This window comes from Sorangium sp. So ce128, assembly GCF_051525245.1.
Taxonomy (GTDB): domain Bacteria; phylum Myxococcota_A; class Polyangia; order Polyangiales; family Polyangiaceae; genus Sorangium; species Sorangium cellulosum_B.
On sequence record NZ_CP150313.1, the window covers coordinates 4,502,584 to 4,517,177 of the forward strand.

Consider the following 14,594-nt stretch of genomic DNA (forward strand, 5'->3'; position numbering starts at 1 on the left):
TGGCCAGGGCGCTTGGAGGCGCGGACAAGGCTCGGCGCCTTGTGCTGTCGCTGTTTTTCCGCGCCGCCCTGGGCATCGAGCGCATCTTTCATTTCGAGACCCTCGACGATCCGGGCTTCGCGCTGCTGTCCGGCGGCAACAAGGTCATGTCTCGGTCTCGCCTCGGCGGGCTGGTGCGCGCGGTGACGACCGCAGGAGTCAAGAAGCTCACGCACGCCACCGAATTGTGGGGCACGCTGCGCCACCGAATGGTGACGCTGAGCCTCGACGAGCACGTCATCGCCCGCTTCACGCGCAAGTTCAAGATCCCGAAGGGCTTCCACACCCTCCGCAACAAGAAGATGCGCGCCGAGAAGCTCTTCTTCCTCCATTGGCCCGAGGCGCGCCGCTTCCTCGCGCTCGTCGTCACCCGCGGCAACGGCAAGCTCATCGACCGGACCCTCGCCTTTCTCCGTGCTGTGCGTCGGCGTGTCCAGGTCCGTCAGCTTCGCTTGATCATCGACGCGGGCGCCTCCGCCACCAACGAAGGCCTCCGGCGCCTCGATCGCTTCGGCAAGACCGTGTTCTTGATCCGCGCGCCTCGTCGGCCGGGCTATGTCAACGCCTGGAAGCGATTGCCACGAGCGCGGTTCACCCCTTACGAGGAGCCCGGCCGGTACAAGGGCGCCAAGCCCAAGCAGATCGAGCTGGCCGAGACGACCACCACGATCCGAGGCATCTCTCGGCCCCTCCGTACCGTTGTCGTGCGCGAGCGCGCGATGAAGGGCAAGGATCGCTGGCACGCGCTCTTCGTCGTGCACGACAACATGACGCCGGCGCTTGAGCTGCTGCACGAATACCGCACGCGCCAGCACCACGAGCAGGGCCACCGAATCGGCGTGCACGACCTGTGGTTCGACACCTCGGCGAGCGGTTACCCCAAGCGCGGTCGACCCGACCGTCCGGGCTTTCGCCAGGGGTCGCTCGCGCTCTGCGCCTGGGTCGCCGCGCTCGCCTGGGACGCTCTCCGGGCTCTGGGCGACGCCCTGCCCGCTCGATTCCACTTCGCCCACCCGCGCACGCTGCGACGCTGGGCGCTGATGCGCGACGCCGACTTGATCCTCACGCCCTCGCACCTGCTTGTGGTGCTGGCCTCCCCAGCGCGTCGAGCCTGGCTCCGCCCCTTGGTTCGACGCTTCAACGCGGCCGAGATTGCCTTGCCGTGGCTCGGTGGGCGCCGCGTCGTGATGGGGTTCGCCGCCAGAGGCCGGACGCCGTCAGACGCACGGCCAGTGCTGCCAAACGCTGCGGAAGTGTGTTCTGGCAGCACCGAGGGCTGCGGAGGCGTTTGGTGCTAGCCGTTCGTTGCGCGGGGAACGACGAAGGACCAGCACCTGCCATCATCTTCGACGACGTTGTTCTGATTCGAAGAAGCAGGGCGAGGCGACGCCTCTCGACCGTGGGAGCGGAGGCGGAGGACGGACGGGGCGCGCTGGCTGGAGCGGCACGAGCGCGCGCCGGGAGGGGGCGCGCTGGAAGACCAGGGTCGCCTCGTGAGCGGTCGCCAGTTCGGCAAGCATGTAACAGCTCGGGTTCGGCCTGGCGCCGGACAATCCGCTGCTCGTCGGGTCGGACCATGTCGACGCCATGCGAGCATCGCTGGGCCGGATCGAGGTCGAGCCGACCTACATCGCCTTTGCAGTCTCGGAAGCGCTGACGTGGGAGTTCCACGCGCGCGGCGACCGGATCTCGCTGACGTCGCTGCGAGACGGCCAGACGCTCGCGTCGGAGATCGTCGAGGTCAATGCCCGGCGCGAGGCCCTCGATCAAGCGTTGACGACCGACATCTGGGAGGTCAATCCTCGCGGGGAGCACGTGGGCGGCTACACGACCTTCACCGTGACGGGCGGCTCGTTTCCCTATCGCGGTCGCATCGAGCTCGTCCCGAGGGACATGACGCGAGGAGAAGGCCGACTTTTCAATCCGGCAGGGCCTCTCGCCGAGCCGGGGAGCCTCAAACACGCTCTCGGCGGCTCGGGACCAGCGCGATGTTGACGGACGCCAGCGATCTGCCCCAGTTGTTCGGCTTCAGCGCTTGCATCGAGCCGCGGACCTGGCTACGTCATCGTCTCCGTGACTCCCGCCCCCTCGCCCTACGGTGTCCTAGGCCCCCTCGACGTTCCCCTCGGCCTCGGCCTGCTCCGGCTGGCCACGGAGGGGCGCCCCTCGGAAGAGGACGCGACCGCCGTCATCCACGTTGCCCTCGATCAAGGCATACGCCTCCTCGACACCGCCGATTCTTACTGCCTCACCGACCGCGAGGCCCACTATGGAGAGCGCCTCGTCCGCAAGGCGCTCGACGCGTGGTCCGGCCCGCGCGACGACGTGCGCGTCATCACCAAGGCGGGCCTCACCCGACCCAAAGGGCGATGGGCCCCGAACGGCAGCCGCGACCACCTGCGCCGCACGGTCGAGGGCAGCCTGAAGGCGCTCGGCGTCTCGCGGATTTTCATGCTCCTCCTCCACGTGACCGACCCCAAGACCCCCCTCGAAGACAGCCTCGCCGCTCTCGCCGAGCTCCAGAGCGAGGGCCTCATCGAGCACCTCGGCCTCAGCAACACATCCATCGCAGAGGTCCACCAGGCCCTGCGGCACTTTCCGGTGCGGGCCATCCAGGAGGAGCTGAGCGTTCTCGATCGCGGCAGCGCAGCCCGAGGCCTCTTCGAGCTCGCCAGGCAAATGGGCATCCCGTTCCTCGCCCACCGGCCGCTCGGCGGTCACGCCAAGGTCGATAGCCTCCTCAGGAACCGCACGATCAAGCCCATCGCCGCGCGGCACAGCATCACCTCCCAGGAGGCGGCCCTCGCGGCCCTGCTCGATCTCGGCCCCCCAGTCCTTCCCCTGTTCGGGGCGACCAAGCGGGAGAGCGTCGAGTCCTGCTTGCGCGCGCTCCGGGTCCCCTTTGGCGCGCGCGATCGAGCCGACCTCTCGAAGACCAGCTTTGCGCCCACGGCCGATGCGCTGGCCTCGGTCGCGCCCCCCGTGATCCCCGCCGGCTTGCGCAAGCTCGAGCCCGGAGAAGACCCCGGCGATGCGCCCGAGGTGGTCGTGGTCATGGGAATTCAAGGGGCAGGCAAGTCGTCGGAGGTCGCCCGCTACACGGCCAAAGGGTACGCGCGCCTGAACCGCGATGAGCTCGGAGGCACGCTCGACGGCGTGGTCAAGAAGCTCGGAGAGCTGCTCTCCTCGGGGCAAACGCGGGTGGTCCTCGACAATACGTACGGCACGCGCGCGTCGCGCTATGCGGTGCTCCGGGTGGCGCACGCGCACCGCGTGCCGGTCCGGTGCCGGTACCTGGCCACACCCATCAACGAGGCCTACGCGAACGTCGTCCTCCGCGTCCTCGAGCGCTACGGCAAGCTGCTCGGGCCGGAGGACATGAAAGCGCTCGGCAAAGAGGATCCCAACCTGCCGCCGCCGCAGGCGCTCTCGCGGTGGGCTGCGAATTTTGAGGCGCCGCACGTGGATGAGGGCTTCTCGGTGGTCGAGGAGATCCCGTTTGCCCGGCGCGTTGATCCGCTCTTCACGGGCAAGGGCCTGCTCCTCGACGTAGACGGTACGCTGCGAACGACAAAGAGCGGCGAAATCTACCCGCGTGACCCCGACGACGTCGAGCTCCTGCCCGGTCGGCGCGCGGCCCTGGAGCGCTGGGTCAACGACGGATACACGCTCTTCTTCGTGTCAAACCAGAGCGGCATCTCGAAAGGATCGGTGACCGAAGAGGCTGTCCTGGCCGCGTTCTCGCGGACGATCGAGCTCCTCGGCCTGCCCGTGGCCGAGGTCGTGTACTGCCCGCACCCGGCGTTTCCGGTCGGCTGCTTCTGTCGCAAGCCCCTGCCGGGGCTCGGGATATCGCTGATCCAGCGCCATAAGCTCGCGCGCGAGCACCTGGTCATGGTCGGTGATATGGAAAGCGACCGGGAGTTCGCGCAGGCGCTCGGGGCGAAGTACATGACGGCCGAGGAGCTCTTCCCAGGCGAGTGAGCGCCGGCGATGAAGAGCGTGGGCCCCCGCGTGGACGCGCCGGGCGCCGTCCTCGCCCGGGCAACCGGCCGTCAGCGCGGGTGACCCTTCGCTCAGGTGGAAGTCGCCGGCGAGGAGATCCGAGAGGAGCGCGGGTCCGTCTACTTGGGTGGCAGAGAGAAACCTCAGCACCTCAATGAACGGAATTGGGCAAGAAACCACCATGGAAGTGACGGGGACGCAGGCACGATCCCGAAGCTGGCGGCAGCGCATCGAAGGGCGCGGCAACAGGGCGGCGAGCGAAGGAGAATCCCTCGGCACTGCGCCGCCAGGCCAGGCGCCGACCCCGATCGGGGATGCCGCGGGCCCTTCACCGCGGGCGACGCGACGGCGAAAGGCGCCCCGTTGGGCCACACCGGAGCCGCCCTCGGCGGCGAAACAGGCGGAAGCTACGAGAATCGCTACTATTTCCGGCGACCGCTCGCTATCGACAGGTGTTTCTGGCGGGACTGTTCCGCGGCGCTGAACCGTCGCGATCCGTCGCTTTCCCGGAGATTTTGGGAGAGCGTGACGACGGATCGCACCCCCGAGGCATGGGCCCAACCCGGGCCCAATGGTCAAGCCCCGGGCCTGGAGAGTTCGCGGTGACCGAGCCGTCGCCTCGGGCGGCCGTGGTCGCCTCGCTCGCCAGCACCCTGAGCCGCGCCGTCGCCCTCGGGGATGAGGTGGCGGCCCGGATCGTTCACGAGGCGCTCGGTCGGCTGCTCGGGCTGTCGGTGGCACCGGAGGGGTGAGCAAGCGTGGGCCGAACGTCGAGCCCGCCGCTCGCGTCGACTCGCTGCCGCAGCCTTGCCGCTCGCCAGTGCCCGCAGGCTTTACTGGGATCGCCCGCGCGCGGGCGCTCTGCGTTCTCGCGCGCCGACATATCGAGCGCGAGCCGGGTGCTCGGCGAGCGCCTCCGCCGCCGCGGCAGAGAGCGTCGCGGCCCGCCGCCCCCCGGCCCGCCGCTCCGCCATGGGCGATAGCCCGGCGGGTTGTCGAAAGTCGCGTTGAAAACGCGCCCTCACCGTGTGGCGTGCGGCGTGCGGTGTCGGCGCCGTGTGGCCAGCGCGGCTCGCACCACGGGCGTCGTCTACGAGCGCCGTCGCCCCGAGCCGTCTCGGGACGGAGAGATGGCTGCACCTCCTCGGAGGGATGGTTGCACCTCCTCGGGGAGATGGCGGATTGGTCCGAGTCTGCTCAAGTTGAGCAGACTCGGCGCAAGCAACACCTTGCTTGCCGGGCATTTTCCCCGGGATCTCACGCCTGTCCAGGAAGCCTCGAGCGCTGGCTCCCATCTTGCTCTGTCCGCGCCCACCTGAACGGAGAGCGGAAATTCATGCGAACGCTGAAGATCCCGGCGGTGATGCTCGGCACCTGGCTGGCCGCGGCCAGCGCGGGTTGCGAGAACAGCGCCGAGGAGCCGAAGCCGGGGCCCACGGGCTCCAGCACCACGACGAGCAGCGGCGGTCACGGCGGCGAGGGCCAGGGCGGCCAGGGCGGCGACGGCGCCGGGGGCGCGGGGCAGGGCGGCGACGGCGGGCAGGGCGGCGACGGCGGGCAGGGCGGCGACGGCGCCGGCGGGCAGGGCGGCGCCGGCGGGCAGGGCGGCGCGGGGGGGCAGGGCGGCGATGGGGCCGGCGGGCATGGCGGGGGAGAGCCCAGCACGTTCTGCCAGCCCGACGCCCTGGCGTCTTGCTACACCGGCCCGGCCGGCACCCAGGGCGTGGGCGCCTGCGCGGCGGGCTTCATGATCTGCGACGCGCTGGGCTCGGGCTATGGCCCGTGCACCGGCGAGGTCCTGCCCTCGGCCGAGGCGTGCGGCACGATCACCGACGACGATTGCGACGGGCAGGTCAACGAGGAGGACGCGGGGTGCGCCTGCGTCCCGGGATCGGCGCAGCCTTGTTATGGCGGCCCCGCGGGCACCGAGGGCGTGGGCGCCTGCCACGCGGGCACGCAGACCTGCAACGCGCTGGGGACGGGCTACGAGGCCTGCACGGGCGAGGTGCTGCCCTCGGTCGAGACGTGCACGAGCGCCGCGGACGACGATTGCGACGGGCAGGCCAACGAGGAGGGCGCGGGGTGCGTCTGCGTCCCGGGGTCGACCGTGCCGTGCTACCAGGGCCCCGCGGGGACCGAGGGCGTGGGCGTCTGCCACGCGGGCGTGCGCACCTGCAACGCGCAGGGCACGGGCTATGGCTGGTGCACCGGCCAGAGGGTGCCCGACGAGGTGGAGTGGTGCGCGAGCCCCCAGGACGAGAACTGCGACGGGCTGGTGAACCCCGCCTGCGCGCCGGTGACGCTGGCGGCGGGGAGCGCGCACTCGCTCGCGGTGCGCTCCGACGGCACGATCTGGGGCTGGGGCGACAACGGCGATTACCAGGTCAGCGTCTACCGGAACGCCGGGGTCTATGGAGATCCGTTCTTCGTCCAGGAGCTGAGCGGCGTGACCGACGTCGCCGCGGGTTACGGGCACTCGCTGGCCCTGCTCGCGGACGGCACCGTCCGGGCCTGGGGCACCAACTACGGCGGCCAGCTCGGGACCACAACGACCATCCCCGATCTCGTCGTGGTGCCCGGCCTCGACCAGGTGATCGACGTGGCGGCGGGGCGATATCACTCGATGGCGCTGCGGTCGGACGGCACGGTCTGGACCTGGGGCGATAGCTCCTCCGGTCAGCTCGGGGACGGCACCGTCGGCTGGCGCGCGACCCCGGCGCCCGTGCCCGGCCTGAGCGGCGTGGTCGCCATTGCGGCGGGCGACCTCCACTCGCTGGCCGTGCTCGCCGACGGCACGGTGTGGGCCTGGGGCGAGGGATCGCAGGGGCAGCTCGGCGACGGCGCGTCGGCCGACAGCGCGGTCCCGGTGCAGGTCTCGGGGCTCGACGGGGCGATCGCGGTGGCCGCGGGGACCTGGCACTCGCTGGCGCTGCGCTCGGACGGCACCGTGCGGGCCTGGGGCGAGGGGTCCGAGGGCCAGCTCGGGCAGGGCGTGGCGGCCGACAGCGCGGTGCCGGTGCCCGTCGCGGGGCTCGACGCGGTGACCGCGATCGCCGCGGGGATGGGGCACTCGCTGGCGCTGCGCTCGGACGGCACCGCCCGGGCCTGGGGGAGCAACGGCAGCGGGCAGCTCGGCAACCCGGGCTATTCGTGGTCGCAGCCGCATCCCACCCCAGTGCCCGTGCTCCTCGACCAGATCACCGCCATCGCCGCGGGCGACATGTACGCGCTGGCGCTGCGCGCCGACGGGACCCGCTGGGCCTGGGGTGACAACGACAGCGGGCAGCTCGGCTACCACGATGTAGGATCGTCCGTCGGGGTCCCGGTGGAGGTGTGGCCGCACTGGTGAGCGCGGTGTTGCCGAGCCAGCTCATTGATGGCCATGAAGACCGCTTGGATGATGGCCATCATTGCGCGGCTGCACGCCCACCACGGACGCGATGGTGCGGGCGTACTCGGGCGCGTCAAGGGTGCGCTACCTGCCGGTCGCCGCTACGCGCCCTTGGTCCGCCCTGCGTGCGCCCGCTGGGTGGCGCCCCGGGTGATGGGCATACGGATGCCACCGGAGGGGGTTCCAGGCTCCGGACGGCAGCAAGAAGTCGGCTCACAAGGTGCCGCAAAACGCCCATCTATGGGTTGCTGTACGGTGGGACCGGTGATGCCGCGAGCCCTTCACCGCGGGCGACGCGGCGGCGCAGAGCGCCCCGTTGGGCCACACCGGAGCCGCCCTCGGCGGCGAAGCAGGCGGAAGCCATGAGAATCGCTGCTGTTTCCAGCGACCACTCGCTATCGACCGGTTTCTCTGGCGGGATTTCTGACCCACGGAGCTACCGGACGCGGGCGCGCCGGTACTCTCCCGGCGTCGTGCCTGTCCAGCGACGGAAGCTGCGGTAGAAATGGCGCGGCTCGCCATAGCCGAGCAGGAACGCGATCTCCTGGAGCGCGAGGTCAGGCCGCCGGACGAGATCGAGCGCCTTCTCCCGCCGGGCCTCGTCGAGCTGCGCCGTGAACGACGTGCCGATGTCCTTGAGCGCGCGCTGGAGCGACCGCGTGCTCATGCCCAGAGAGCGCGCGATCCCCTCCTGGTCCACGTCGCCGCGGTCGAGCCGCTCGTCGATGCGGGCGCGCACGCGCGCGTCGAGCGCCGCGGCGCTGGCGGGCGCGGCGCGCGCAGCGAGCAGCTGCTCGGCCTGGCGAACGAGGTAATCGCGGACCGACGTGTCCGCGCCGACCACGGGCGCGTCGAGCACACGCGCCTCGTAGACGAGGCCCATCGCGCCCGCCTCGAAGCGGGCGGGGGCCCCGATCGCCTCCTCGTAGAGCGACGGCGGGTGCCGGCGAGGATGGCGGAACAGCGCCTCGATCGGCCGCGCCGAGCCGCCGAGGTAGAGCGCGATGAAGCGCGCGAGCGTCGCGATCATCATCTCGATCGGCTCGGCCATGGCGACGACGCGCGGCTCGTGCTCGAGCGCGAGGCGGGCGACCCCGCCGTGCTCCTCGAGGGTGATACGGAGGTACGGATCCATCAGCCGGCAGAAGCGGCCATAGACGGCGACGCCCTGCCGCACGGTCTCGCTGTGGCGAAGGACGTGCCCCACGATGCCGACGACCGACACCGGGATGCAGCGCGCATAACGCAGCCCGAGCGGCTCGCCAGGGAGGCGCTGGAGAAGGAGCTCCCACAGCGAGAAGAGCGATGCATACGGCACGAGCTCGTCGGGCGCGGCGAGGACGTCGGGCGCGACGCCGGCAGCCCGGAGGAGATCCTCCTGCGGGACTCCGCACGACGAGGCGAAGGCGATGAGCCCGGCGGGCATGGATGCGAACACGAGATCGCCGTCGGACATGGCGTGCGCCGAGGATAGCGCAGCCGCCCGGGGGCTCAGCGCCGATCCCGCCGCGCTCGAAATCCAGCTTGAACGAGCGCTCCGGCTCGTGGCATCCTCGACGTGCACGCAAAGGGGGGGACGATGGCGGTGCATCACGTCGCGCTGGCGACCAGCGATCTGGTCGCCACACACCGGTTTTATACCCGGGCCATGGGGTTCCGTCTCGTGAAGGTCATCGCGGTGCCTTACGAGGGCAGCCGCGACGGGGGCTGGGCGAGGCACGCCCTGTATCGGACCAGCGAGCCCGATGGTCCGCTGCTGGCGTTCTGGGATCTGCACGAAGAGACGGTGCGGGGGCGCTTCAGGACCGATCTCTCGACAGGGCTCGGGCTGCCGGTGTGGATGAACCACCTGGCTTTCAGCGCCCCGACGGGCGAGTTCTACGGTCGGATGCTCGCGCGGTGGCTCTCGCACGGCCTCGAGGTGACCGAGCGAGATCGCGAGTTCTGCCGCTCGATCTGCACGATCGATCCCAACGGCATCATGGTCGAGTTCTGCCAGACCCTCCGGCCCTTCTCGGCCGAGGAGGTGGCCGACGCGGAGCGCTCGCTCTTCGATCCCATGCCGCCGCTCGAGCTGCCGCGACCCTCGATCGTTCACCGGTCGCAGGTGGGGTGATGCGCCCGCGCGCGACCGAGCCTCCGAGGGTGATTGCGCCCCATCGTCACGGCATGCGCCGCGCGTGGGACGATGAGAGCGCGTGCTGCGGTGTGGCTCAGGGCGCTGCCGGAGGACCTTCCCGGCAGGGCGAGACCCGATCTGCGCCGCCGAAGAACTCTCCGGCGAGCAGCGACCACGCCCGCGCGTTCTCCGGCGGGCCGCACTTGAACGGCGCCTTCGCGAGCCGCTTGCCGCGGAGCGCCGCGCGCTGCTCGCGGTAGTAGCGGATCGCCAGCTCGGCGGCGTACTCCACCACGCCGTTTCCAGGCTGGAACGAGTAATACGTGCCGCCCTTCACGATGGTCTCGTTCGGCGAGTACGGCGTGAGGCAGGTGATCCTCGTCCCGCAGCGCGCGACGATCCCGTCGTAGATCGGCGAGAGCGCGGCCTGGGACCACCCGCCGTGCGCGCCGTCGTTGAGGTGGAATAGCTCGTGGAAGAGCGTCTCCCGCACGTCGTCCGCGGAGCGGTGGAGCGAGCCGGAGAGGTTGTACGCGACCGTCCAGCCCGAGGCGTACGCGGAAGGCGTCCGCGCCCGCACGGACCGGAAGTACTTGAGCGCGAGGGCGCGGTGCCGGTAGCGCACGGGCGAGCTGGCCGTGGCCGCGAGATCCGCGACGAAGGCGTCGAAGTCGGCGATCGCCGACACCGTCCACTCGAGGTGGCGGCGCTCGGCGCGCACCGGCAGCTCCGGGACGAGGTGGAGCATGCCGCGGTAACCGCCGTCCATCATGTGCTCCCGCTCCAGCCCGGCGACGCTGCCGTTCTGGTCGAACAGCGCGGTGGCGCTCGTTGCGGCCTGCGGGTCGCCCTGGTAGCGGAGCGCGAGCAGGCAGCGGATGCGCTCGTGCCCCGGGCTTGGCGCGGCCGCCGTCCCGGCGTTCCCGCGCCGGCAGGCGTCGATGGCGTCCCGGTGGGCGGCGGCGTCGCCCGGGAACAGGATCGCCTCGGCTTCGTCGGCCGAGATGGCGGGGGCCGGCTCGGTTGGGGCGGGGGAGGGCGCGGCGTCCTGCGCGCCGTGGGCCTGCGCTGCCCCCGCGGACGCCGCGCTGGCAGGCTCAGGGGTCCCCGGGCCAGAGGGCACGCTGGCCACCGCGAGGGCTGGCGTGCCTGGCGGCGCCGCAGCCTTGCCGGCGGGGCCCGGGGGGCCCGGGCTCGCGGGGGCACACGCCGCGACGATCACCGGCAACGCGAGGGTCAATACGGCGACGAGCGGCGGCGTGGCCTCGGGGCGCATCGTGCCCAGGATGCCAGAACTTGGTGCGGCGATCATCCAACGACGTCCGTCGGGGCAGGGGAGGACGCCCATCGATGCGCGACGGGCTCTTTGCGACGTGAACGCCACCCACCCGCGCGCCGCAGCCGCATGCGGATAAGCCTGCTCCCGGAACGACGTGTCCCCGATGCGGGCCTTCTACGGCACCACCACGGTATCGTTCGTTTGCAGCGGCAGATCCCCGCGGAGATCGCCTTTCCCGACGACCTCATCGAAGGCGAACGGAATCCTGCGCTCGCCGATCGCGTCGCGCCGGACGATCACCACCTCGTCGGGATCGGCGAAGCGGGTGAATCCGCCCGCGAGGGCGAGCGCCTGGAGCACGGTGATCTGCGCCCTCGGCGTGAACTCGCCAGGACGCGACACCTCGCCCATCACGTAGACCCGGTAGCTGTGGAGCTCTGCCACCTCGACGCTGACGACCGGCTTCTCATGATAGAATTTGGCGGCCTGCGTCGCGATGTCCTCGGCGACGCCCATGACGGTGCGCCCCGACGCCAGGACGTCGCCGACGAGCGGGATCGTGATGAACCCGTCGGGTCGCACCGTGACGCGCTGGCTCAGCGCCTCGTTCTTCCAGGCGCGCACCTCCAGCACGTCGCCGGGGCCGACCGCATAGGCGCTCGTCGCGCGGCGCTCCGCATCGAAATCGACCCGCGGGGCGCGCGCGCCGCAGCCCGGGAGCGCCATGAGGACCGTGAGCGCGGAGCAGAGCAGGGCAATCCGGACACAGCGGGAGCACATGCGGTTTCCAGCCTCCTTGATGCGATGGCGCTCCAGCAAGCGCCGATCCCGCCGCCGCGCTCCGCGCCTGCTCCTCGCGCGCGCACCGGCGCTCTTCCCGCGTGCCGCTCGGGCCCGCGGTGCTAGATCCGTCGCGCGGAAGGGGGGAATGCGCGCCGCGCCTCATCGCGCCCGCGCAGGGCGCCTCTGCGCGGCCGTCACGAGGGCGCGGCGCGGGCCGCCTGTGCGCGGCGCGCGCCACGCGAACGGCGCGCCACACCATGGCAGCGTGGGTCGTGTGCGCGCTGTGCGCGCTCGTCATCATCAAGCCGCAGGAGTTCATCCCCGCGCTCTCGGGGATTCCGCTCGTGCACGCGGCGTTCGGGATCACCCTGCTCTGCGTCGCCCGCGACGTCGTGTGGCGGCGGCTCAAACCGACGCTCGCGCCTCAGGTCGTCTATGCGCTCGCGTTCCTCGCCTGGGCAGCGCTGACCACCGCGCTGAAGCGCCCGGCCGCGCTCGAGGAGCGCGGAATGCAGCTCGCGACCGTCGCGGGCATCTTCGTCGCCGTCGCCGTCGCCGCCGCCTCGCCGCGAGGGCTGCGGGCGCTCGCGATCACGCTCGTCGGCTGCGCCGTCCTCACGACCGTGGTCGCGATCGTGCAGGCGTTCCAGCCCCACGGCTGCATGATCGCGGCTCCCGACGACTGGGAAGGCAAGGGCGAGCTCGAGCCGGATGGGCGCCCCTGCGAGACCAACCTCGACTGCCGCATCGAGGCGCCCGTACCCGATGGCAACTACCGGTGCGAGCGCCCCGGGCCGCTCGGCACGTCGACCATCGATGGCCGCGTCCGCTACCGCGGCTCGCTCGCCGATCCCAACGAGCTCTCGCTGATGGCCGGAATGTCGATCCCGCTCGCGATCGCGCTCGCCGAGCGGCGCACCGGCCCGCGCCGGCCGCGCAGGTCCGTCCGCGGAGGCCCGCCCCTATCGGCCGGCGCGCCGCCCGGCGGCGCTGCGCCAGGGCCCGCGCGGGCCTGTGGGGCGCGCCGCGCGCTGACGCTGCCCGTCCTGCTCACGGATCGGCTGATCTCGCGGGTTGCGGGGGCGCTCCGCGCGCTCCCCGTGACGGCCGTCATCGCGGCGATCGGCGCGATGGTCGTCCTGTCGCGCTCGCGCTCGGGCGTCATCGTGTACCTGGCGGTCCTCGGCATCAGCTTCATCCGGCGGAGCGGGACCCTCGGCGTCATCGCCGCCTGCTTCGTCGGGCCCCCCATGCTCCTGCTCGGCGGCCGGAGCGGCGATGAGGCGAGCGAGAGCTCTGGCGAGCGCGTCGAGCTGCTCCGGGAGGCGTTCGAGATGATCCGCCGGACGAAGGGGATCGGCGTCGGCGCGGGGCAGTTCGGCGACGAGTCGTCGCTCGGCTTGACCGCCCACAACTCCTATCTCCTCGCCGCGGCCGAGACGGGCTTGCTCGGGATGTGCCTGTTCGCGCTCGTCCTGTACGCGTCGATCAAGGTGCCGCTGTCGATCTGGCTGGGCGACGTCGATGTCGGCCCCACGGCGAGGCGGTTCGCGCCGGCGATCTTCGTGAGCCTGTGCGGCGCGCTGATCGGCATCTTCTTCCTCTCGTGGGCCTACAAGGACATCCTCTACATGGTGTTCGGCGCCTCCGCCGCGCTCTACGGCGCCGCGCGGGCCGAGGACAGCCGCGTCGTGGTGCGTGTGTCCGGGCGGGAGGTCGCGCTCGTGTGCGGCGGGATGTCCTTGGTGCTCGTGCTGCTCAACGTCCTGCTCCGGTTCCTCGGGTGAGCGCGCCCGCGAGCGCCGGGCGCTCCCGGGCCGGCGGCGGCGCGGCCTGGCAGGTCGTCCGACGGGAGCGCCCTGGAATGGTGGTATGCTGGGCGGGATGTCGGCTCCCATCCGCAAGCCCGTCGACCCCGCCGCGGCGCCGATCCCGGCCGAGGCGCCGCGCGCCCCGACGGAGGCCGAGTGGGCCGCGATGTCGCCCGCTCAGCGCCAGCAGGCGATCGCGGCGCTCGTCGACTCCATGTCCCAGGAGGAGATCGACGAGCGCCTGGCCATGGCCGAAGGGGACCCGCACTTCGACGCCAAGGTGGAAGCCCGCGACACGCTCCGCGCCTGGTTCGGCCGGCGCGGGCGGCGCATCTACATCGGCGCCGAGATGAAGGTCCACTATCCGGGCGAGAAGGGCTTCACGCCCGACGTGATCGCGGTGACCGACGTCGATCCCGGCCCGCGCGTCTGCTGGATGGTCAGCGCCGAGGGCAAGGGGATCGACCTCGCGATCGAGGTGCACTACGCCGGCAACTGGCGCAAGGACTTCGTCGACAACGTCGCGCGCTACGCGACCCTCGGGATCCGTGAGTACTTCATCTACGACATCCCGCGCGGACACCTCAAAGCTCATCGGTTACCGCCCACCGGCGAGCGGCGCTACGAGGGCATCCCCTCGCGCGCCGGGCGGTACCGATCGGAGGTCCTCGATCTGGATCTGGCGGTGGAGGCGGGGCGTCTCCGCTTTTACGCGGATACCGCTGAGCTGGTCACCGCCAGCGAGCTGGTGGGCAAGCTGGAGGGGATGATCGAGGCCGCCGAGGCCCGCATCGAGCAGGAGCAGGCGCGGGCCGAGCAGGAGCAGGCGCGGGCCGAGCAGGAGCAGGCGCGGGCCGAGCAGGCGGTGGGGCAGCTGTCGGCGGCGATCCTGATGCTGCTGAACGCGCGCGGCGTCCCGGCGAGCGAGGAGGCGCGGGGCCGGATCCTCGGCGAGACGGACGTGGACGTCCTGGGACGCTGGCTCCAGCGCGCGGCGACCGCGGCGGCGGTGGAGGAGCTGTTCCTGGAGTCGACCGGCCGCTGACGGAAGCCGGACCGGGGGCTCCCGGGTCAGCGTGATTTCCTGAAGAGGGGCCATTCTATGAATGGAACTGGCGATCTTCAGGCGAGCGACGCGGCATCAGGGAGCCACGTACGACGCATTCA

At 71.6% G+C, this 14,594-nt stretch carries 11 protein-coding genes; 8 read left to right on the plus strand and 3 right to left on the minus strand.

Annotated features, from left to right (window positions below; translation table 11 throughout):
- Positions 1-41: 41 nt before the first annotated feature.
- The 5 genes from WME82_RS17255 (at position 42) to WME82_RS17275 (ending at position 7,393) form a co-directional block, all read left to right on the plus strand.
- A complete protein-coding gene (locus tag WME82_RS17255) occupies positions 42-1,337 on the plus strand; it encodes a hypothetical protein (RefSeq protein WP_438043710.1) in 1,296 nt (431 codons plus the stop codon).
- A 289-nt stretch (positions 1,338-1,626) separates the two neighbouring features.
- Entirely contained in the window at positions 1,627-2,034 is a 408-nt protein-coding gene (locus WME82_RS17260; protein ID WP_438043711.1) for a hypothetical protein, read from the plus strand.
- 78 nt (positions 2,035-2,112) lie between these two features.
- A complete protein-coding gene (locus WME82_RS17265; protein ID WP_438043712.1) occupies positions 2,113-4,023 on the plus strand; it encodes an aldo/keto reductase in 1,911 nt (636 codons plus the stop codon).
- 623 nt (positions 4,024-4,646) lie between these two features.
- Complete coding sequence (locus WME82_RS17270; protein WP_438043713.1) at positions 4,647-4,796, plus strand: hypothetical protein; 150 nt, start codon at positions 4,647-4,649, stop codon at positions 4,794-4,796.
- A gap of 584 nt (positions 4,797-5,380) precedes the next feature.
- Positions 5,381-7,393 (plus strand): RCC1 domain-containing protein, encoded by a 2,013-nt coding sequence (locus WME82_RS17275; protein ID WP_438043714.1) that lies wholly within the window; start codon positions 5,381-5,383, stop codon positions 7,391-7,393.
- Positions 7,394-7,871: 478 nt separating this feature from the next.
- Here the strand turns inward: WME82_RS17275 and WME82_RS17280 are convergent, their stop codons facing one another.
- Complete coding sequence (locus WME82_RS17280; RefSeq protein WP_438043715.1) at positions 7,872-8,891, minus strand: AraC family transcriptional regulator; 1,020 nt, start codon at positions 8,889-8,891, stop codon at positions 7,872-7,874.
- Positions 8,892-9,014: 123 nt separating this feature from the next.
- Between WME82_RS17280 and WME82_RS17285 the strand changes: the two genes are divergently transcribed.
- The gene (locus WME82_RS17285) at positions 9,015-9,551 is read left to right on the plus strand and encodes a VOC family protein (protein WP_437872452.1); all 537 of its coding nucleotides are present in this window, start codon (positions 9,015-9,017) and stop codon (positions 9,549-9,551) included.
- Positions 9,552-9,648: 97 nt separating this feature from the next.
- On the opposite strand, the gene WME82_RS17290 is transcribed toward WME82_RS17285, so the two are convergent.
- Together WME82_RS17290 and WME82_RS17295 are read right to left on the minus strand one after the other, a co-directional pair.
- Positions 9,649-10,866 (minus strand): hypothetical protein, encoded by a 1,218-nt coding sequence (locus tag WME82_RS17290; RefSeq protein ID WP_438043716.1) that lies wholly within the window; start codon positions 10,864-10,866, stop codon positions 9,649-9,651.
- A 141-nt stretch (positions 10,867-11,007) separates the two neighbouring features.
- A complete protein-coding gene (locus WME82_RS17295; RefSeq protein WP_437746565.1) occupies positions 11,008-11,613 on the minus strand; it encodes a polysaccharide biosynthesis/export family protein in 606 nt (201 codons plus the stop codon).
- 260 nt (positions 11,614-11,873) lie between these two features.
- On the opposite strand from WME82_RS17295, the gene WME82_RS17300 reads away from it, so the two are divergent.
- Both WME82_RS17300 and WME82_RS17305 read left to right on the plus strand, forming a co-directional pair.
- Positions 11,874-13,403 carry an O-antigen ligase family protein gene (locus tag WME82_RS17300; protein ID WP_438043717.1) on the plus strand — a complete coding sequence of 510 codons (1,530 nt, stop codon included), beginning with the start codon at positions 11,874-11,876 and terminating at the stop codon, positions 13,401-13,403.
- 97 nt (positions 13,404-13,500) lie between these two features.
- Complete coding sequence (locus WME82_RS17305) at positions 13,501-14,472, plus strand: Uma2 family endonuclease (protein WP_438043718.1); 972 nt, start codon at positions 13,501-13,503, stop codon at positions 14,470-14,472.
- The last annotated feature ends 122 nt before the right edge of the window (positions 14,473-14,594 follow it).

Excerpts from the sequence above, each read along its gene's own strand:
- WME82_RS17260 (WP_438043711.1), top strand. The coding sequence starts at position 1,627 with ATGCGAGCATCGCTGGGCCGGATCGAGGTCGAGCCGACCTACATCGCC.
- WME82_RS17275 (WP_438043714.1), top strand. The coding sequence starts at position 5,381 with ATGCGAACGCTGAAGATCCCGGCGGTGATGCTCGGCACCTGGCTGGCC.
- WME82_RS17280 (WP_438043715.1), bottom strand. The coding sequence starts at position 8,891 with ATGTCCGACGGCGATCTCGTGTTCGCATCCATGCCCGCCGGGCTCATC.
- WME82_RS17285 (WP_437872452.1), top strand. The coding sequence starts at position 9,015 with ATGGCGGTGCATCACGTCGCGCTGGCGACCAGCGATCTGGTCGCCACA.
- WME82_RS17290 (WP_438043716.1), bottom strand. The coding sequence starts at position 10,866 with ATGATCGCCGCACCAAGTTCTGGCATCCTGGGCACGATGCGCCCCGAG.
- WME82_RS17295 (WP_437746565.1), bottom strand. The coding sequence starts at position 11,613 with ATGTGCTCCCGCTGTGTCCGGATTGCCCTGCTCTGCTCCGCGCTCACG.
- WME82_RS17300 (WP_438043717.1), top strand. The coding sequence starts at position 11,874 with ATGGCAGCGTGGGTCGTGTGCGCGCTGTGCGCGCTCGTCATCATCAAG.
- WME82_RS17305 (WP_438043718.1), top strand. The coding sequence starts at position 13,501 with ATGTCGGCTCCCATCCGCAAGCCCGTCGACCCCGCCGCGGCGCCGATC.